The following is a 19,867-nucleotide window of genomic DNA, read 5'->3' on the forward strand; positions in this document are numbered from 1 at the left end:
ATTAGACAATCTTGCTTTGGCTAGGCGGCCTGTTTTTTAAACAACTCACGAAATACCGGGTAGATATCACTGACATCTTGAATATGCTGGATAGCAAAGTTGTCAAAACGTGACAGCAGTTTTTCATACTCCTGCCATAGGCTTTGATGCGCCCTTGGCGTTATTTCGATGTAAGCGTAGTAACGCAGCAGCGGCAACAGCTTAGTGGCCAGAAACTCGGCGCAGGGCGCACTGTCGTCAGTCCAGTTGTCACCGTCAGACGCCTGAGCCGCATAAATATTCCACTGTGTTGGGTCGTAGCGCTGCTGCACGATGTCGTACATCAGTTTTATCGCACTGGAAACGATAGTACCGCCGGTTTCCTGCGAGTAGAAAAACTCCTGCTCATCCACTTCTTTGGCCTGCGTATGATGGCGGATATACACCACCTCGACATTTTTGTAGCTGCGGCTTAAAAACAAATACAGCAGGATGTAAAAGCGTTTTGCCATGTCTTTGGTGGCCTGATCCATAGAGCCAGACACATCCATCAGGCAAAACATGACGGCTTTACTGGTCGGCTCGGGCCGCTTTTGGAAATTGCGAAAACGCAAATCAAAGCTGTCAATAAAAGGCACGGCGGCAATACGCTGCTTTAACGCACTGATATCCTCCTGCAGTTGCCGTAGCTGCTGCTGATCCGGTACCGGCTCTCGCTCAATAGCGGCTAATTGCTGCTCCAGTTCGCGCAGCTGCGCTTTTTTATCCGCGGTCATGGCAACACGGCGCGCCAGCGAGCCACGCAGTGAGCGCACGATGTCGATATTGCTCGGCACGCCTTCTGAGCGATAACCGGCGCGCACATTTTTATACTGCACCAGTTTATCCAGCTGATTTTTGCGCAGATTAGGTAGCTCCAGATCTTCAAACAATAAATCCAGATACTCGTCTTTTGAAATAGAAAACACAAAATCGTCAGTGCCTTCGCCATCATTACTGGCATCACCCTGGCCACTGCCCCCCCCGCCACCTTGCGGCCGCTTAATGCGATCGCCCGGGCTGAACTGATCGTTTCCCGGGTGTACTATCTGCCGGCGACCGCCTTTACCCTGATGAAAAAACGGCTCGGTGATGTCTTTACTGGGAATGGTCACGCTCTCGCCACTGTTGATATCCGTCACACTGCGTTTGCTAATGGCATCAGACACTGCTTTTTTAATTTGCTGCTTGTAGCGGCGAATAAAGCGCTGGCGGTTCACCGCGCTTTTATTCTTCCCGTTTAGTCGCCTGTCGATAAAATGCGCCATACTACCTCCGGCTCACGCCGTTTATTGCGATTTACGCACGCGCAGATACCACTCTGACAGCAACCTGACCTGCTTGCGGGTGTAGCCTTTTTCCATCATCCGATTGACAAAATCGTCATGCTTTTTCTGATCGTCGGTTGAGGTTTTGGCATTAAACGAAATCACCGGCAGCAGCTCTTCGGTGCTGGAGAACATCTTTTTCTCAATCACAGTGCGCAGCTTCTCGTAGCTGGTCCAGGTTGGGTTTTTGCCATTGTTCTTCGCTTTGGCCCGCAGCACAAAATTGACTATCTCATTGCGGAAGTCTTTCGGGTTGCTGATGCCGGCTGGCTTTTCAATTTTTTCCAGCTCGGCATTGAGTGCTGCGCGGTCAAACAACTGGCCGGTTTCCGGATCGCGGTACTCCTGATCCTGGATCCAAAAATCGGCATAAATTACATAACGGTCGAAAATATTCTGGCCGTATTCTGAGTACGACTCTAAATAGGCAGTTTGAATTTCCTTGCCAATAAACTCAATGTATTTGGGGATCAGATAGCCTTTTAAGTGCTCCAGATAACGCTCGGCGACATCACTGGGGAACTGCTCGCGCTCTATTTGTTGCTCTAACACATAAAACAGATGCACCGGGTTGGCCGCAACTTCGGTGCTGTCAAAGTTAAACACGCGGGAGAGTATTTTAAAGGCAAAGCGGGTCGACAAGCCGGTCATGCCTTCGTCGACACCGGCGTAGTCACGGTATTCCTGATAGGACTTCGCCTTAGGATCAGTATCTTTTAAACTTTCACCGTCATAGACACGCATTTTGGAGTAAATGCTGGAGTTGTCCGGGTTTTTCAGCCTGGACAGCACAGCAAATTGTGCCAGCGATATTAAGGTGCCCGGTGCACAGGGGGCCGTATTCAGCTCACTGTGTTCCAGCAGCTTCTGGTAAATGCGCATCTCTTCGCTCACCCGCAGGCAGTATGGCACTTTAACAATATAAACCCGGTCTAAAAATGCCTCGTTATTCTTGTTATTGCGAAAGGTTTGCCACTCAGACTCGTTGCTGTGTGCCAGAATAATGCCATCAAACGGCAATGCAGCCAGGCCCTCGGTACCGTTGTAGTTGCCTTCCTGTGTTGCCGTTAACAAGGGGTGTAGCACCTTAATCGGCGCTTTAAACATCTCGACAAATTCCATTAAACCCTGATTGGCTCGGCATAAGGCGCCGGAGTAGCTGTAGGCGTCAGGGTCGTTCTGAGCAAAATGCTCCAGCTTACGGATATCCACTTTACCCACTAACGAAGCAATATCCTGATTGTTCTCATCGCCTGGCTCCGTTTTGGCAATGGCGAGCTGATCAAGAATAGACGGGTATTTTTTCACCACTTTGAACTGGCTAATATCACCGTTAAATTCATGCAGCCGTTTACTGGCCCACGGCGACATGATGTTACGCAGGTAGCGCTTGGGGATGCCGTACTCATCCTGCAGAATATTGCCATCTTCGTTCACTTCAAACAGGCACAGCGGGTGGTCGTATACCGGTGAGCCTTTCAGATAGTAAATGGGCACTTGCTGCATTAAATGCTTCAGTTTTTCTGCCAGTGAGGATTTACCACCACCAACCGGACCCAATAAATATAGAATTTGTTTGCGCTCTTCCAGCCCCTGTGCTGAGTGCTTTAAATAAGACACAATTTGCTCAATGGCATCTTCCATGCCGTAAAACTCAGCAAATGCTGGGTAGCGGGCGATGACGCGGTTAGAAAATAATCGGCTGAGTTTCGGATCTTGCGCTGTATCAATAAGCTCCGGCTGGCCTATGGCCATTAACAAACGCTCCGCCGCACTGGCGTAGCAACTTTTGTCCTGTTTGCACAACGCCAGGAATTCATCAATGGTATATTCTTCTTCTTTTGCCGCTTCGTAGCGCGATTTATAGTGCTCGAAAATACTCATATGCACCTCCAGCTTATAAACATCGAAAAAGGGTAGCAGCCAAGCTGTTATGTTTAAGGTTAGACAGTAAAGCGCGTTCCCGCCTGAGTAATTGACAGAAAAATCTACAAATTTCTTTAAGCTATACGCGCAGGAGCAGAAATAGTTTGCTGAAATAAAGCGGGCAGGGTGTAAAGCAGGGCGGACAAAAAACCCGGCTTAAGCCGGGTTTAACAGGGGCAGGCTTAATTAGCCGGCGAAGTTTTTGCTGGCGAATTCCCAGTTAACCAGCGCCCAGAATGCATCCAAGTAGGTAGGGCGGGCATTGCGGTAGTCAATGTAGTAGGCGTGCTCCCACAGATCTACTGTCATTACCGGGGTTAAGCTGGTGTCAGTTAATGGTGTGGCAGCGTTGCTGGTATTCACGATATCCAGACTGCCGTCAGCTTTTTTCACTAACCAGGTCCAGCTTGAACCAAAGTTATTTACCGCTTTGTCGTTAAAGGCGGTTTTGAACGCGGCAAAAGAGCCCCACTTGGCATTGATCGCATCAGCTAAAGCGCCTGTTGGCTCACCACCACCATTGGGTGATAAACAGTGCCAGTAGAAAGTGTGGTTCCATACCTGAGCGGCGTTATTAAAAATGCCACCTTCAGAGGTACGTACGATTTCTTCTAAGCTCTTGCCGGCAAACGGTGTACCTTCAATCAGGCCGTTTAACTTCACCACATAGGTATTGTGGTGCTTGCCATAATGGTATTCCAGCGTTTCGGCAGAGATATGTGGAGCTAATGCGTCTTTTGCATAAGGTAAGGCGGGTAATTCAAAGGCCATAGTCGTTCTCCGTTGGCGTTGTTAATCATGTCTGCATGGCGTAGACTACAAAACCTGACTAAAATACTCAAGTTTTACAGTGCGGTTATACGCGTGGTGTAGCGTGCTGGTTTTACTCCCAGCCTTGTTGTGATCAGCAACAGAGGTGGGGTTTTTTTTGTAAAACTCAAGTGCCAGTAACAAAAGAACCGCGTAAAATAGCCGCCATTATCACGATGCTTGCTCAAAGAGGTAGTAATGGAAACGCTAGATAAAATTAAACAGCAAATTGCTGACAATCCTATTCTGTTGTTTATGAAAGGCTCACCGAAATTCCCCAGCTGTGGTTTTTCGGCGCAGGCTTCACAAGCACTGATTGCCTGTGGCGAGCAGTTTGCTTATGTCGATATTTTGCAAAACCCGGACATTCGTGCCGAATTACCCAAGTACGCTAACTGGCCAACGTTTCCGCAGTTATGGGTAGAGGGCGAACTGATTGGCGGCTGCGACATTATGCTGGAAATGTTTCAGCGTGGTGAGTTACAGCCACTGATTAAGGCAACTGCAGCCAAACACAAAACCGAAGACGCCGCCGAATAAGCCAAAAGGTGACATCTGAGTTGTCAGGCCGCTTTTGCGGCCTTTTTTATGCCTGATGTTCAGTAGCGTTTTCAGTGTTTTCGGCGCTGTCAGTGTCTACAGCATCCAGCGCTAATGGCCAGCCACCCAGTTGCTGCCAGCGATTGACTATATAACAAAACAACTCTGCTGTGCGCTCGGTGTCATACAAGGCGCTGTGCGCGTCTTTGTTATTAAAGGCGATGCCAGCGGCCTGGCAGGCCTTGGCTAGTACGGTTTGGCCCAGCGCCAACGCAGACAGGCTGGTAGTGTCAAACGAGACAAAGGCATGAAACGGCGAGCGTTTAAAGTTCAGCCGCTCCACCGCGGCATTAAAAAAGCCCTGATCAAAGGCGGCATTGTGTGCCACTATCACACTGCGCTGACAGCCGGCGTCTTTTTGTGCTTTTCGTACCGCTTTACAAATTTCAGTAATGGCCTCGCGCTCGCTTACCGCACCGCGCAGCGGATTAAAGGGGTCGATACCGTTAAACGCCAATGAGCTGGCGTCCAGGTTAGCGCCTTCGAATGGCTCCACATGAAAATGCAGCGTTTGTGTTGGTACCAACTGGCCGTTTTCGTCCATACCCAGCAAGGTAGCGGCTATTTCCAGCAAAGCATCAGTTTTAGCATTAAAGCCTGCGGTTTCCACGTCGATAACTACAGGGTAGTAGCCGCGAAAACGTTGGGCCAAAGCGGATTTTACATCAGTCATACAGTCGCCATTTGTGTTATCAGCGGCTATTATGCCAAAGAATGAGCTCAGCGTCTTGTTGCGGCACAGTGTTTGCTTAACATTTAATGTTTCCGATGTCGAAGGACTTTCAATGTGGTGAAAAGCTTAACCTTGTCTCTAATGCTGGTTACAGGCAGCCTTTGGATTAGCAGCAGCCCTGTTGCTCAGCCACAATTGCGTCAATATTCTGCCGCTATTGAGCAATCGGTATGGCAGCTGAGCAAAAACACGCCGCTGGAGTGCCAATTACAACACGAGATCCCGCAGTTTGGTGCGGCGATATTTCGCAGCGTGGCCAGTAAAGCGCTGAATCTGGATTTTGAACTGCAGATGCTGCGCTTGCCTGATCACTACGCGCTGGCCGAGGTAATATCGATGCCGCCGACTTGGCGACCCGGAGTGCCAGCCAAAGCGGTAGCCAATATGCAGCTGCTGAAGCAGTTTAATGGTGAGTTGCCGAAAAAAGCCGCCTGGACCTTACTCACCGAGCTGGAGCAGGGCTTTAGCCCGACCTTTTATTTCAGTGACTGGTACAGCCCTTATGATAAAGTGGTTGCGTCGATGAACCCGGTACAGTTTCCAGCGCAATATCAGCAGTTTACACAGTGTGTATCACGCTTGCTGCCCTACGGTTTTGACGATATTGCCTTTACCGTTTTAAGTTATGAAAGTGGTGGTGATGATTTGACGCGCGAGTCAGAGCGGCGCCTGGCGCAGATTGCCGAATACCTTAAATACGATCAGGACATCGATTTCGTCGAGATTCAGGGCTATACCGACAGTTATGGTGGCCGCTGGATAAACGAGCAGCTATCGGTAAAGCGGGCGGAGAAAGTGAAGAACTTTTTTATAGCTGCCGGTTTGTCTGAAGATAAAGTGCAGGTAGAAGGTTTTGGTGAGCGCCGCCATGTGGCGCCCAATGACACCGCGCTGGAACGTAAACTCAACCGGCGGGTGGTATTGCAGCTGACGAAGCCCTGAGATGGGTTTAGTTTTGCACCATGATATCAACCTGGCGCCAATCGTTCTGGCTGGAGATTAAAATTCGCACCTGGTTATTGTTGACACGAAAATACAGGTGCAGCCGGCCATATAGGGTTTGCTCGTTGTCGGGCTGACCTAACTGCTGAACGTAATAATCGCGCAGGGCACTGTCAGTTTGCTGGCTGAAATAGCTAAGTACAGCGGGCATTTTGCTGTCCAAACGAGCAAATTCACGGGCATCAGCGGGAATAGGCACCTGATAAAAATCGTTGGCGGCCGCTATGCCACTGAAGGTTAACGCAACACTGAATAACACTGCTAAGCGCATGATATTTCCTTACTTAAATCCGTTTTAATGCCTCTACCTTAACAAATTTTTTTCTGTTTTGCTCACTATTATGGTGTATCTAACGCAATAGGCCGCACCGTCAGGCGCTTTTCAAATAAACGCATGGCGGCCAGAATTTTATCACCGCTAAACGGCTTAACGATAAAGGTTGCCGCGCCTTTGGCAATACTTTGCTGCACGTTTTGCAGCGTGCTCTGGCCACTTATCATGCTAATGAAGCAATCAGGCCGCTCTTGTTTAAAGCGACTCAGCAGCTCCAGCCCTGAGCTGTCGGGCAGCTCGATATCTAAAAACACTAAGTCGGGCTTTTGCTGATTAAACAATGACACGGCCGCCGACGCCGTACCGGAATTGAAAAAATTAAAGGTGTTGTGCTGCAATAACCGACTGTTAGTCAATGCCATAATGTTGTTACGCAGTAACTGGCGGCTGTAATCGACATCATCCACCAGCAAAATTTTAGGTTCGCGCATTGGAACCTCCGAACTGTTGCAGCAGCTGGGCAAAATACTGACAGCTTTGCTGTAATTCATCCAGCGGGGTGTCGGATAGCAGCTCATGCTGCAGTTTGTCGGCCAGTTTGGCTAAGTCAGCCTCACCAAAACTGGCAGCGCCGCCTTTTACTTTGTGGCAGATCTGGCGCAGGGTATCGCGCTGAGCCAGTTGCAGCGCGCGGGCAAATTCGCTGCTAAGTTGCTGTAAGTTGGTGTAAAACAGGGCGATCAGCTCGTCATCCAACTGTAGTGCAATCGAGTCTTGTGCCGGTGTTTGCTGCAGCAACTGCGCCAGCTGGCCCATGTCGATGGGTTTTGCCAGGATCTGATCAAAGCCGGTCTCGTGCACCTCATCAGCCGACATCGCTATTATAGGTCTGTCGTAACCTAGCCGGCGCAGGATACGGGTTGCAGCTATGCCGTCACAGACCGGCATTTGGATATCGGTAAGGATAATATCGTACTGATAACTCAGCGCTTCGCTGACTAAATGCTCGCCATTGGCAACTGCATGCGTTTTCATCCCCAGGCTCTGGCACTGGGTTAGCAACAAGGTGCGCAAAAAGCTGTCATCCTCGGCAATCAGTATCTGTTTTGCAGTCATATGGCTCCCGGGCGTTATATGGGCTTAAAACCGGCTAGCGCTGATTTTTTGCTGTAGCGTTGTCGATAACGGTAGAGGCTCAGCGCAAATTTGGCAAGCAATAAGCTCTGCCAGCAAGGGCGACAGCATAATGCCTCTGGCGCCTAAGCCGCCAAGCACATAAAGTGAGGGCTGCGCTGGTACAGGTCCGGCGACAGGCAGATGATCGGGCAGGGTAGCGCGAAACGCCGCTGCGGCGCTGTTAACCCGGCTTTGAGCAAACCAGGCTGGTTGCTGCAGCTGAGCGTTTACCAGCGCCAGGTTTTCGCTGTTATCAGCCTCGGTTACCACTGCCTGAGTACCTTGCCGGTCAAAGGTTGCGCCCACACTGTGCAGGCCCTGCCACTGAGGGGTAATGTAACCCTTGTGGCACAACACGGTTTTTAATGGCGCCATCGCCGCATTTTCCACGTGACTGACCTGGCCGCGAATTTTATTTAGCGGCAAGCCGGCTGTTTGCGCAAACTGGTTTATGGCACTGCCACAGGCCAGTAGCAAAGTATCGCATTTATAAGCCTGCTGGTTAGTGCTTAGCTGCCAGTGTCCATCCTGCTGGCTAATAGCGCTGACGTTACAGTTAAATTGCACACTAAAACTGCTCTGCCGTGTTAAGTAGGTCAGAGCCTGGCGGCAAAACTGTTGTGGGTTTAGCCAGCCGGCCAGCGGAAAATAAATGCCGCCTTGTGTCAGCGGCAGGCCGGACAGCCCAGTGGCAACACTGGCGTCAACTTGCCGCACCAGCTGATCTGGCCACAAGCCGTTGGCGATAAGTTTTTGCTGGCGCTGCTGCAGTTGGCTATTACTGGCAATGTGCAGCAAACCGCACCAGTCCATAGCGAAGTTAACACCTTGCTGGCGCCAGTGTTGATAAAAACGGCGGGCATACAAAAATGCCTGCACGTGCAGTTGGCTGTCGTCGGTAAGATTAGCGTGTAAATTAGGATAAACCGCGCCCTGGCGGTTCTGTGAGGCCTGACAGGCCACGTCATCATCCTCACACAGCAGCATCACCTTTACGCCGCGTTGGCTAAGTGCCAGCGCACTGCACAGCGATGCAATCCCGCCACCAATAATCGTTACACTGCTATCTTCAGGTTTGTTGTTCTCTGGTGCGGCTGTTACAACAGAGACGGTATCGGGCAGGCAAGCCGTTAACATCTCACGCTTGCGGCCAAATCCTTTTACTTTTGCTACGGTAAAACCGGCCTCTATAAGGCCACGTTTCACCAGGCCTGCAGAAGTAAAGGTCGATAGACGGGTGCCAGGTCGGCTGAGCCGGTATAGGTTAGTAAACAGGTTTGGCTGCCACATATCGGGGTTTTTACTCGGTGCAAAACCGTCTAAATAAATCGCATCTGCTGGCGTATCAAGGTGTGGCAGCAGCGTACTGACATCGCCAAACCACAAATCTAATATGACAGTGCCATTGTCGAAGCTTAACCGATGGCAGCCACTGACGGCCAGCGGGTAGACGTGTAGCAGCTGTTGGCATAGTTGGCGAAGTTCATCGTGTACGGTCAGTGCCTTGCGCAAATCGGCATGACTTAGCGGGAACTTCTCAACAGTGCTGAAGTACAAACGTTTGCAACGGGCCTGCGGGTATTGCTCACGAAACTGGCGAAAGCGCTGCCAGCTAAGTAAAAAGTTAGCACCGGTGCCAAAGCCGGTTTCAATAATATGAAAGGTGCTGCGGCTATGTGTTCGCCAACGCTCTGGTAAACCGTTGTGCTGTAAAAACACGTAGTCAGTTTCGGCCAGGCCACCGTCGTTTGAAAAATACACATCGTCGAAGTCGGCAGCGACCGGCGTGCCCTGGTCATTAAAGTGTATTTTTGCGTGGCTAAGCTTAGACATACTGCGGCAGTTCCGGCATAAAATTCGGCTTGTAGTTTACCTTAAGCTACCGCAGAATTGAAAACAGAGTACAGCTGTGCGCTGAAAGCTGACCACTTTAACAACTAAAGTCCGTACAATAACGCGCAGCATTAAGGTTAACCTTGCCGGCAGCAGCCGGTGTTTTGGAGCAAGCATGAAAAGAGCGGTAATTACAGGTATTGGTATCGTATCCAGTATTGGCAATAATAAAAATGAGGTGCTCTCAGCATTACAGGCCGGGCGTTCCGGTATTACCCGCGCCGAGGAGTTTGCAGAACTGGGCCTGCGCTCTCAGGTGTGGGGCAATATTAAACTGGACCCAGCTGAGCTGATTGATCGCAAGGCCATGCGTTTTATGGGCGATGCCGCTGCTTATGCCTATCTTGCTATGCAAGAGGCCATGCAGGACGCCGGTTTTACCGAAGAGCAAATTTCGCACCCCCGCATTGGCTTGGTAGCCGGCTCTGGCGGTGCGTCGTCCAAAGTGCAGGTTGAAGCCGCCGACACCCTGCGTGAAAAAGGTGTTAAGCGGGTAGGCCCTTATGCGGTGCCTAAAACCATGTCCAGTACCTGCTCTGCCTGTTTAGCCACTCCGTTTAAAATCAAAGGTGTTAATTACTCGATTAGCTCAGCCTGCGCTACAAGCGCGCATTGTATTGGCCATGCGGTAGAGCTGATTCAGCTGGGTAAGCAAGACGTCGTATTTGCCGGTGGCGGTGAAGAAGTGCACTGGACGTTAGCGATGGAGTTTGATGCCATGGGCGCGCTGTCGACCAAATACAATGACACGCCAGAGCTGGCGTCACGCACCTATGATGCTAACCGTGATGGTTTTGTTATTAGCGGTGGTGGCGGTATGGTGGTGGTAGAAGAGCTGGAGCATGCCTTAGCCCGTGGTGCGACTATTTATGCCGAGATCGTCGGTTATGGCGCCACTTCTGATGGTTTTGATATGGTCGCGCCAAGCGGAGAGGGCGCTGTGCGCTGCATGCAAATGGCGATGCAAAACGTAAAAGGTGATGTGGATTACGTGAACACCCACGGCACCAGCACCCCGGTGGGTGATGTAAAAGAGTTAGGCGCTATTCAGCAAGTGTTTGCCGGTAAGTCGCCAGCCATCAGCGCCACTAAAGCCATGACGGGCCATGCACTTGGCGCAGCCGGTGTGCATGAAGCTATTTACTCACTGCTGATGATGCAGCACAACTTTATTGCGCCTTCCATTAATATCAGTGAGCTTGATGAAGCCGCTAAAGGCCTGAACATTATTACCAAAACCACTGCGGCTGAACTTAACACTGTGATGTCGAACAGCTTTGGCTTTGGCGGCACCAACGCAACTTTAGTGATGCAGAAATACCGCGGCTAATATAACTGCGGTACTAAACAAGCAAAAACGGGCGCTACACAGCGCCCGTTGTTTATGCATCATTTAATGCATCATCGTCATCTAAATCCCAGTCATCCAACAACTGGCGCAGCCGTTTTTGCTCCAGCAGCTCGTCAATGCGTCGCCGAGCTTCTAATTTTTGCTTGGCTTTGCTGTCTTTGGGGGATATTTCTTTGATGATCTCAACGTCGTCAGTAAGGTCATCCAGTTCAAACTCGTTGCTTTCTACCTGTGACATAAGCGCACCTCAGCTATTTTTTTGCCTATTTACCGAGATTTAGTGGTTTTAAACAGTGAATTATTTTGTTTAACACGATAAAAAAATTAAATATTCAGTTCGGCATCGCTTAAAAGCTGACGAAAGCCCTGTTTGCGTGGCGACAATTGTTGCTTGCTAGTAACCATGTGCTCAATAAAATCAATTACTTTTTCCTGCAGGCGAACGCCGTTTAGGCGGTTAATACGAGCGATGCCGCCAGGGCTCATCACATTTACTTCAATCAGCTTGCCGTTAATCACATCAATGCCGGCAAAGAACAAACCGTCACGGGCCAGTTTGGGGCCGATATGGGCACAGAGCCGTTTTTCCTGTTCGCTCAGTTGATGTTTCATTACTGTGCCGCCTGCATGCACATTAGAGCGTACATCATCTATCGGTGGTATACGGCGCATAGCGCCGATAGGCTTGCCGTTTAGCATCAGGATACGGATATCCCCTTGTTCGGCACCTTCGACATATTGCTGCAAAATAACGTAATTGCCGCGCTCGGCATCGCCAATATAAAAATCCAGCAAGGAGCGGGCGCTTTGTGCGGCCGATTTTTCCAGCACAATCACGCCTTTGCCGCCATAGCCGTTCAGGGGTTTTAATATCATCTTGTCGCTGGGCGATTCTGCCAGCACCCTGGCTAAATAATCTTTATTTTTCGACACATGGGTGATGGGAATAAACTCGTTGTCCGGGTCATGCAAAGAGGCGGTATACATCTTATTGTTAGCGATGCGGATACCGTCTAAATCGTTCATGATAAACGTATCTTCCCGTACCGAATCGAGAAAGTTCAGCACTATCGGATCAAGTGGGGGGTTTAAGCGAATAAAAATGGCGTCAAAGGCAGCCAGTGGCAACTTTTGCTGGTTAAAACTGGCGTGACGGTGAAAACTGGCAATATTACTGGAGATTTTCTGGCCTTTGACAAACACTTTGCAAAACGCCTGAGCAATACTGTCACGTACTGTCAGGTTATTGGCATGAGTAATGGCCACGCTGTGACCACGGCTTACCGCTTCGTGGATCATGCGAATAGTGCTGTCGCCATCGGGTTGCACTTTTTCCCACGGATACATTAAAAAGCAAATACGCATAACAATTCCGGCGCAGTAGACTCTGGCTTAGCATACGAGAGCCAGTGAAAAAAGGAAGCGGATGATAGCGGATAGTGGAAAAAACACACGTGAATTTTGCGTATGGCAATGTAAAGCCTGCATCTGTTTCATGCAGTGTGTCGTATCTGCAGGTGAGGGTTAATTAAATAGAGGCACCGATGGAACAATCACAACAACATTTGTTGCAACTGCTTTATGCCACGGCGCAAGGCAATAAGCAGGCGTTTGAACAGTTGTACCAGGCCACATCGGGTAAGTTGTTTTCGGTCAGTTTGCATCTGTTACGCCGGCATGACTGGGCAGAAGATGTGTTACAAGACGCCTTTGTACGGGTGTGGCATAACGCGGCCGATTATCATGCTGAAAAAGGCAGCGTAATGAGTTGGATGATCAGTATCACCCGTTATCGCGCCCTGGATCTATTGAAGTCGCGCCGGGTTAAAGCGGAACATCTGGATATTACAGCGCCTGAACTCGAGCTTAGCAGCGACGAGGTGCAGCCGGGGGAGGTGATTGGCTTGGTACGGGAAAAGGTGAAGCTGGATGATTGCATGCAAGGCTTAAGTGAAGAGCATCGCCAATCTATTCAACTGGCGTACTTTAACGGACTAAGCCATCAGGAAATTACCACCCATACCGGTTCTGCACTGGGCACCGTGAAAAGTTGGATCCGCCGTGGCTTAACACAACTGAAAAGGTGCCTTGAAGCATGAATTACCAAGATCAGGAATTATTGGATGCGCTGGCGGTGGATTTTATTCTCGGCGCGATGAAAGGCGCTGCCCGTAAACGCTTTCAGCGCTTAATGATGGCAAATACTCAGGTACGAAAAACGGTGTGGCGTTGGGAGCAACATCTTAATCCCCTTGCCGAGAGTTTACCGGCAACCACGCCGAATAATGCAGTGTGGCAACGTATTCAGCAGCGCTTAGGTTGGCTGGCAGCACCTGCTGCACCGGTTAAGGCGAGTAAAACCACCCGATACTGGTTGGCGCTGGCTACGGCGGCATCATTGCTACTGGCGGTGATCATGCTAAGGCCGATGTTGCAGAGTGTGTCGCCCCGGGATATCGCGGTGATTCAAACCAGCGATGCCAAAGCCTGGTGGCTGGTGAGTAAGGTTGAGCAGAAATTACAGGTGAAGGCTACCACAGCGGTAACCGACGACATCCAACATGACTATGAACTTTGGATGTTACCTGCTGATGGACAGGCCCCTATCTCGTTAGGCTTGCTACCTCAACAGGGTGAGCGGGTATTAAATTGGCCGTCACAAGCAGAGGGGATCGCCATAGCTGCGTTAGCGGTAAGTTTAGAACCCAGAGGTGGCTCAACCACGGGCGCGCCAACCGGCCCTGTGCTGTTCACTGCCGAAATCGTCACGCTGTAAGCCAGCTGCTTAATCCACTAAAACCGCTTCTGCGGTTTTTTTATTTTCACTTTTTTACTTTTTAACTGCATCCGATGCTGAAAGTCAGTCGTTACTTGGTAGCAACTTAACTTCAAGGAACACAAAAAATGAAACATAAAATCACTTTTTTAGCGGTCAGCGCTGCCTTAAGCACGCTGGTATCAGTAGCTAATGTTCAGGCGTCCAGCCATCGTGAAGCACCAAACATCACCCGCATGCCCACCCTGGATGCTACCGACTTTTACCTGTTTAACAGCTATGAGCCGGGCCGGGAGGGGTATGTCACGCTGATTGCTAACTATATCCCACTACAAGATGCCTATGGTGGCCCCAACTACTTTGCAATGGATCCGGCAGCCGTTTACAGCATTCACATCGACAATGATGGTGATGCAGCAGCCAATCTCAGTTTTCATTTCCGTTTCAGCAACAGCCTGGTGAACGATGGTGCTGGCGTTAAGCTGCCCATTGGCCCTGAAGGCAATCAAAAGATGGTGGCGGTGCCCCTGAAAAATGTAGGGGGTATTGGCGCTGGCAATTCGGCCTCGCTCAATTTTATCGAGAATTACACGCTGGAGTTAACGTCTGGCAACAGCAGCAGTATGTTGATGCCATCTGGTGCCACAACATTTACCAAACCGTACGACTATGTGGGTGACAAAACCTTCGGCGATGCTGCCGCCTATCAAGCCTATGCCGACCAATACCTGTACGATGTCGCCATTCCTGGCTGCGATGCCATGGCCCGCGTCTTTGTGGGCCAGCGCAAAGACCCCTTTGTGGTGAATCTGGGGGAAACCTTTGACCTGGTAAACTATGTGCCAGTGGAAGGGGATAGTGCGCCCGGAGCCGGTGATGCTGGCGGGTTCCCCGGCGGTATTACTCAAAGCAGTGCCAATGATGATCTGCGCGACAAAAATGTTACCGCCCTGGCGATTGAAGTGCCTAAAGCTTGTGTTACCGGTAGCGGCAACGGCGTGATAGGCGCCTGGACCACCGCCAGCCTGCCACAAGCGCGTTTGTTAAACCCTAACGCCAATTTTGCCCGTCCTGAAGTAAATGGTGGTGCCATGGTGCAGGTATCACGATTGAGTAATCCACTGGTGAACGAGTTAGTTATTGGTCTGGCCGACAAAGACAAGTTCAACAGTAGCAAGCCAGCAGATGATGGCCAGTTTGCTGATTACGTGACACACCCAAGTTTACCGGCGTTATTGAATATTCTGTTCAAGGAAGCGGTTAATGCCACACTGGGCACCAATATTGACGATTTAGCACCGTCGAACTTTCCGCGTAACGATCTTGTTGCAGCGTTCTTGACGGGGGTAGCCGGTGTTAATCAGCTCGCAACCGTCACGCCGTCTGAAATGTTACGCCTGAACACGGCTATTCCCGCCACGCCTGCCGCGATGCAATCTGCTTTCGGTGTGGCCGGAGATGATCTGGCGGGTTTCCCTAATGGCCGTCGTCCGGGCGATGATGTGGTAGACATTGCCCTGAGAGTGGTAATGGGCGCCTTGTGTCATGACATTCCGGTAGCAGGGCAACCGACCAACCTGGGTTTCTGTGCGCCAGAAGATGCACCGGTGGGCAACGTGCCCTTCACTGATGGTGCGCCGTTAAATGCCAGTATGTTAGATGCGGCTTTCCCTTATTTGCTAACACCATTGGCCGGTTCACCAAACTAAGGAGCGCACTATGAAAAAGTTATCCTTATTACTCAGCCTGGCCGCCGCTGCTTTATTGACCGGATGTAACGACAGTAAAGCGCCAAATGTTGCGCCTCAGCTGGGTGCCAATAGTTTTGTCACCGAAACGGATGTCGCCATTACGGACAAACTCATTGTCAGCGATAAAAACGGTGACAGCTTATTGTTTACCCTAGTGGCTGGGCCACAAAACGGTGACCTGATGCTCGCCGCTGATGGCAGCTTCAGCTATACCCCGGCGGCTGAGTTTACCGGTAGCGACAGTTTTATGGTTGAAGTATCTGACGGCAAGCTTAGTGACAAAGGGCAGGTTACTATCGACGTTAATGTGGCGGTAGTGTCTTTTTTATCATATAGCCGCATGGCTTTTACACAGGACAGCCAGGCTGAGCCCTTGCCGCTTAATGGCCGGCAGTTTAACCAGGATGTGATGAGTGAAGCTGATTATGCTGACCTGATCAATAGTCAGTAATGGTCAAGGCGGCGGGGCTGTTACAGGCCCCGCCGCCCAATTTCTGGTAATGATAATGAAAAAAATTCTATATATAGTCAGCGTGTGTTGGATGTGCCTGGTGGGCGCGACTGAATTTCGCCCTGAAGCCGCAGCACAATGGCAAATTCAGGCCGAGCTGCCGCTGACAGAAGCAATGCGCCAGCTGCAGCAAGAGATCCGTCGTGGCGCGGGTGACGCCAGCAAGTTGCAGTTAGCACATCACTATTTAACAGGGGCGCGCCGGCCGGGTTACGATGACTGGTTTCACCAGGCTGAGCAGCTGCTGCAGGATATTAGCAGCCCGGCGTCAGCGTCTGCCAGCTACTATCGGCTGCTGGCTGATATTCAGCAGCAACAGCATCAGTTTGCCGAGGCCCTGACTAGCCTGGACAAGGTGTTCCAGCTTCAGGCTAACGATATGCAGGCCAGCTTAATGGCCGCCAGAGTGCATCTGGCTATGGATCAGACAGAGGCTGCACGGCGCGCGTGTGGACGCTTGTGGCAACAAGACCTTTTTTTGTTTTCCGTATGCCAATATGAAGTCGCCGGTCGGCAAGGCCAGTGGCAGCAAAGTTACGCCGCCTTAAGCCAACTATGGCAACGTCAGAGAGGCTTACCCACTGAGCTGAATATCTGGCTAAGAGGCATCCTGGCGGAGCAGGCCGAGCAACTGGGTTTAACTGCAACAGCAACGCAGTGGTTAGAGCCCATCCTGGCGCAAGCGCCTACCAGCATCTGGCTTAAATGGGCCGATTTAAACTTAGCACAGGGACAAGCAGCGTCTGTGTACCAACAGTTGTCTGTCCTGCCCACAGCGCAATTGTCTGACAGTTTGTTAGTGCGCCTGGCACGTGCTGAGCAGCAACTGGGAAAAGCGCGCGACTTTCAGCAAAGGCTAACGCAGCGCATGCAATTACGTCTGGCCCGGGGTGATACTGAGCATGCAGCAGATGTAGCCAATTATTTTTTGTATATCGTCGCAGATGCAAAAGCCGCGCTTAAATGGGCCGAGCGTAATTACCAAACAGCAAAAGAGCCTGATGACAAGCAATTGCTTATGTTAAGCCGCATGGCGCTGAATAACGAAACCGGAGTTGAGTAATGAAACATTTTTTAGTCCTGCTGGCGCTTGTCAGCATGGTTACGCTAACACCTGCTTATGCGCATAAATTCAGCACAGCTTATATGGAAGTGCATCTGCAGCAATCTCAACCCCTGCTGATTTGGAAAGTGTCATTACATGATCTGGCGCAGGCTGAACTACTTGCTGAGGGTAACAACAATACGCTGAGTTGGCAGCACGTGTTACAGAGTCAGAGCAGCGTGCAGCAATATGTTAGGCAACAGATCCATTTTAACAGTGCCACGGGAGCCTGTGGGCTAAATACCGGCTCGGCAGACTGGAAAGTACAACAGCTACAACACGAGATGTTTTTGGTGTTGCCCATCAGAGTGAACTGCAGCAGCACAGAGCAGTGGCAGCTCAGTTACCGGGCACTGTTTGATAGCAAGCACAACCACAAGCTACTACTGTCCTGGTTGCTGCCCTCTGCTGAGGCCAACGCTGTGTTATCAGCAGATAAACCCACTTTCCCTGAAACACTTGCACCCTGAGTCAGTCATATATGGCTAATAAATACCTTGCTTCACCAGCGGTCTGTTTACTCTTTACTGCTATGCCGGTTATGGCAGATCCGTTATCGCAGCATATGCTGGAGCATATCAGTGTCAAAGGGCGACAAACCGATTTACTTGGCCTGGCCAGCTCAGCGTCTGAAGGTATAGTGGGTGATGCCGAAATTGCTGACAGACCCCTGACACGGACCGGCGAAATACTTGAATTTATACCGGGTATGGTGGTTACGCAGCACAGTGGCAGTGGTAAGGCTAACCAGTATTTTCTGCGTGGCTTTAATCTGGATCATGGTACCGACTTTGCTACCTACGTGGATGGTATGCCGGTAAACATGCGCAGCCATGGGCATGGCCAGGGTTACACCGATTTAAGCTTTGTGATACCCGAGTTGGTATCACAAATTCATTATCAAAAAGGTGCATATTATGCCAACAGTGGTGACTTTTCTGCTGCCGGTAGTGCCAGGTTTGGCATGGCAAACAGCACCGATACCGAAGCTGCATTCACCTTAGGCCAAAACGGCTATCAGCGATTGCTCGCAAAAGGTAGCCGCCGCTATGGTCACGCGGACATGCTGGTTGCGGCAGAGTTACAGCAGTATGATGGCCCCTGGAGCGATATTGCCGAAGATGTGGAAAAAATAAATCTGTTAGGCCGCTACAGTGCGCTGTATGGTGGGGGACAATTCGCGCTGACCGCAATGGCCTACGAAAACCGCTGGCACGCGGCAGATCAGGTGCCGCTGCGTGCTGTACGCCAGGGCCTGATTGATGCATTTGGCTCACTGGATACCAGCGTGGGTGGCGACAGTGCCCGCTATAGCGTGTCAGCCAGTTGGTACAGTGACGCCTGGCGTTGGCATGCTTATGCCATACAAAGCAGATTAGATCTCTGGTCAAACTTTACCTATTTCCTCAATGATCCGGTTGTGGGTGACCAATTTGAACAGGTAGATAAACGCAGAAGTTATGGTGCAGAGCTAAGCCGGCATTGGCACCAACAGCTGGGCCGCTTTGCGCTGGAGCATCTGGCTGGCGTGCAATTGCACTATGACGATATTTCTGAAGTTGGCTTGTACCCTACTCAAGCCAGAGTGCGCTTGGGTACTGTGCGTCAGGACAGCATAAAGCAGGGCTCTGCTGCATTATTTAGCCAAAGTACGCTACAGCTTGCTGATGATTGGCAAGGGCATCTGGGCCTGCGCTATGACTTTTTTACCGCAGATGTCGCCAGTGACACGTCAATCAACAGTGGTAATACCCACGATGACATCGTATCAATAAAAGCCGGGTTAAGTTATCAGTTCGCTGCTGACTGGCAGGCTTATTTAAATGCCGGCCAGGGGTTTCACTCTAATGATGCCCGAGGCGCTACTACCTTAGCCGATCCGCAAACCGGCGAAGCGGTGCTGCCGGTAGATTTGCTGGTAAAAAGTGATGGCGCAGAGCTGGGGCTGCGTTACTTCGATTACAGCGCACTTAATGTGTCGCTGGCGTTGTGGTATCTGAAACTTGACTCAGAGTTACTCTATGTCGGGGATGCCGGCACCAATGAACCAAGCCGTGCGTCAAAGCGCTATGGGCTTGAACTGGCGGCCTATTACTGGTTAAACCGCAACTGGAGTTTGGATACTGAACTGGCCCTTACCCGTTCCCGTTTTACTGAAGATGCCGATGATGAAGGTAACTATGTCGATGGTGCCTTGCCGTTTGTGTTGAGCATGGGCTTGATTTATAAAGCAGACAGTCCTTGGCAGCTGAGTGTGCGTTTGCGTCACTTTGGTAAACGGACGCTGGATAGTTTTAATCAGCAGCGTTCATCAGCCAGCACGACGGTCAATGTAGGCTATCGTTATCAATTGCAGCGCTGGCAACTTGCGTTGGAGTTACTGAATCTGTTTGATAGCGATGACAGCGATATAGATTATTTTTACAGTTCGCGCCTAGCCGGTGAGCCTGCCGGCGGGATTGAGGACAAACATTCTCACCCGCTAGAACCGCGTATGCTAAGACTAAAGCTGGCTTACCGTTTTTAATCCGGAGTACACTTGTTCCCCGGACAGATCGGCTAACGCCTGCGATACGTAACTAATGTGTCGATAAACACTGATTAGGAGAAAAT

At 50.6% G+C, this 19,867-nt stretch carries 20 protein-coding genes; 10 read left to right on the forward strand and 10 right to left on the reverse strand.

Annotated elements, in window-relative coordinates:
• Positions 1–20 precede the first annotated feature (20 nt).
• From ABGI61_RS10905 to sodB, 3 genes are all read right to left on the reverse strand, one after another.
• Positions 21–1,286, reverse strand: coding sequence for a YeaH/YhbH family protein (locus tag ABGI61_RS10905; RefSeq protein WP_347600958.1), 1,266 nt, complete (start codon positions 1,284–1,286; stop codon positions 21–23).
• 21 nt (positions 1,287–1,307) lie between these two features.
• On the reverse strand, positions 1,308–3,230 hold the full coding sequence (locus ABGI61_RS10910; RefSeq protein ID WP_347600960.1) for a PrkA family serine protein kinase: 1,923 nt from the start codon (positions 3,228–3,230) through the stop codon (positions 1,308–1,310).
• Positions 3,231–3,458: 228 nt separating this feature from the next.
• Positions 3,459–4,043: a superoxide dismutase [Fe] gene (sodB, locus tag ABGI61_RS10915; RefSeq protein WP_347600962.1), complete on the reverse strand. Its 585-nt coding sequence runs from the start codon at positions 4,041–4,043 to the stop codon at positions 3,459–3,461.
• Between the two features lie 237 nt (positions 4,044–4,280).
• Between sodB and ABGI61_RS10920 the strand changes: the two genes are divergently transcribed.
• On the forward strand, positions 4,281–4,622 hold the full coding sequence (locus ABGI61_RS10920) for a Grx4 family monothiol glutaredoxin (protein ID WP_347600964.1): 342 nt from the start codon (positions 4,281–4,283) through the stop codon (positions 4,620–4,622).
• A 46-nt stretch (positions 4,623–4,668) separates the two neighbouring features.
• Here ABGI61_RS10920 and rnt read toward each other — a convergent pair whose 3' ends face one another.
• Positions 4,669–5,355: a ribonuclease T gene (rnt, locus tag ABGI61_RS10925; RefSeq protein ID WP_347600966.1), complete on the reverse strand. Its 687-nt coding sequence runs from the start codon at positions 5,353–5,355 to the stop codon at positions 4,669–4,671.
• Between the two features lie 114 nt (positions 5,356–5,469).
• Here rnt and ABGI61_RS10930 point away from each other — a divergent pair, with 114 nt between their 5' ends.
• A complete protein-coding gene (locus ABGI61_RS10930; protein WP_347600968.1) occupies positions 5,470–6,357 on the forward strand; it encodes a flagellar protein MotY in 888 nt (295 codons plus the stop codon).
• Positions 6,358–6,364: 7 nt separating this feature from the next.
• Here ABGI61_RS10930 and ABGI61_RS10935 read toward each other — a convergent pair whose 3' ends face one another.
• The 4 genes from ABGI61_RS10935 to mnmC form a co-directional block, all read right to left on the reverse strand.
• Positions 6,365–6,688: a hypothetical protein gene (locus tag ABGI61_RS10935; RefSeq protein WP_347600970.1), complete on the reverse strand. Its 324-nt coding sequence runs from the start codon at positions 6,686–6,688 to the stop codon at positions 6,365–6,367.
• Between the two features lie 68 nt (positions 6,689–6,756).
• Complete coding sequence (locus tag ABGI61_RS10940) at positions 6,757–7,182, reverse strand: response regulator (RefSeq protein WP_347600972.1); 426 nt, start codon at positions 7,180–7,182, stop codon at positions 6,757–6,759.
• Entirely contained in the window at positions 7,169–7,807 is a 639-nt protein-coding gene (locus ABGI61_RS10945) for a response regulator (RefSeq protein WP_347600974.1), read from the reverse strand. Before ABGI61_RS10945 ends, ABGI61_RS10940 begins: the two co-directional genes overlap by 14 nt.
• 24 nt (positions 7,808–7,831) lie before the next feature.
• The gene (gene mnmC, locus ABGI61_RS10950; RefSeq protein WP_347600976.1) at positions 7,832–9,700 is read right to left on the reverse strand and encodes a bifunctional tRNA (5-methylaminomethyl-2-thiouridine)(34)-methyltransferase MnmC2/FAD-dependent 5-carboxymethylaminomethyl-2-thiouridine(34) oxidoreductase MnmC1; all 1,869 of its coding nucleotides are present in this window, start codon (positions 9,698–9,700) and stop codon (positions 7,832–7,834) included.
• A gap of 175 nt (positions 9,701–9,875) precedes the next feature.
• Between mnmC and fabB the strand changes: the two genes are divergently transcribed.
• The gene (gene fabB, locus ABGI61_RS10955; RefSeq protein WP_347600978.1) at positions 9,876–11,090 is read left to right on the forward strand and encodes a beta-ketoacyl-ACP synthase I; all 1,215 of its coding nucleotides are present in this window, start codon (positions 9,876–9,878) and stop codon (positions 11,088–11,090) included.
• A gap of 52 nt (positions 11,091–11,142) precedes the next feature.
• Here fabB and ABGI61_RS10960 read toward each other — a convergent pair whose 3' ends face one another.
• Together ABGI61_RS10960 and gshB are read right to left on the reverse strand one after the other, a co-directional pair.
• Positions 11,143–11,349 carry a PA3496 family putative envelope integrity protein gene (locus ABGI61_RS10960; RefSeq protein WP_008221845.1) on the reverse strand — a complete coding sequence of 69 codons (207 nt, stop codon included), beginning with the start codon at positions 11,347–11,349 and terminating at the stop codon, positions 11,143–11,145.
• Positions 11,350–11,435: 86 nt separating this feature from the next.
• Positions 11,436–12,476, reverse strand: a complete 1,041-nt coding sequence (gshB, locus tag ABGI61_RS10965; protein ID WP_347600980.1) for a glutathione synthase — start codon at positions 12,474–12,476, stop codon at positions 11,436–11,438.
• 179 nt (positions 12,477–12,655) lie between these two features.
• On the opposite strand from gshB, the gene ABGI61_RS10970 reads away from it, so the two are divergent.
• From ABGI61_RS10970 to ABGI61_RS11000, 7 genes are all read left to right on the forward strand, one after another.
• On the forward strand, positions 12,656–13,210 hold the full coding sequence (locus ABGI61_RS10970; protein WP_347600982.1) for a sigma-70 family RNA polymerase sigma factor: 555 nt from the start codon (positions 12,656–12,658) through the stop codon (positions 13,208–13,210).
• The gene (locus ABGI61_RS10975) at positions 13,207–13,887 is read left to right on the forward strand and encodes an anti-sigma factor (protein ID WP_347600984.1); all 681 of its coding nucleotides are present in this window, start codon (positions 13,207–13,209) and stop codon (positions 13,885–13,887) included. Before ABGI61_RS10970 ends, ABGI61_RS10975 begins: the two co-directional genes overlap by 4 nt.
• 128 nt (positions 13,888–14,015) lie before the next feature.
• Positions 14,016–15,596, forward strand: coding sequence for a DUF4331 domain-containing protein (locus ABGI61_RS10980; RefSeq protein WP_347600986.1), 1,581 nt, complete (start codon positions 14,016–14,018; stop codon positions 15,594–15,596).
• Between the two features lie 10 nt (positions 15,597–15,606).
• Positions 15,607–16,089: an Ig-like domain-containing protein gene (locus ABGI61_RS10985; protein WP_347600988.1), complete on the forward strand. Its 483-nt coding sequence runs from the start codon at positions 15,607–15,609 to the stop codon at positions 16,087–16,089.
• 55 nt (positions 16,090–16,144) lie between these two features.
• Positions 16,145–17,212: a tetratricopeptide repeat protein gene (locus tag ABGI61_RS10990; protein ID WP_347600990.1), complete on the forward strand. Its 1,068-nt coding sequence runs from the start codon at positions 16,145–16,147 to the stop codon at positions 17,210–17,212.
• A complete protein-coding gene (locus ABGI61_RS10995; protein ID WP_347600992.1) occupies positions 17,212–17,724 on the forward strand; it encodes a hypothetical protein in 513 nt (170 codons plus the stop codon). The genes ABGI61_RS10990 and ABGI61_RS10995 overlap by 1 nt, the downstream gene beginning before the upstream one ends.
• A 71-nt stretch (positions 17,725–17,795) precedes the next feature.
• Complete coding sequence (locus tag ABGI61_RS11000; RefSeq protein ID WP_347600994.1) at positions 17,796–19,781, forward strand: TonB-dependent receptor; 1,986 nt, start codon at positions 17,796–17,798, stop codon at positions 19,779–19,781.
• The last annotated feature ends 86 nt before the right edge of the window (positions 19,782–19,867 follow it).

Origin of the sequence: Rheinheimera fenheensis (assembly GCF_039871805.1) — a bacterium.
Taxonomy (GTDB): domain Bacteria; phylum Pseudomonadota; class Gammaproteobacteria; order Enterobacterales; family Alteromonadaceae; genus Alishewanella; species Alishewanella fenheensis.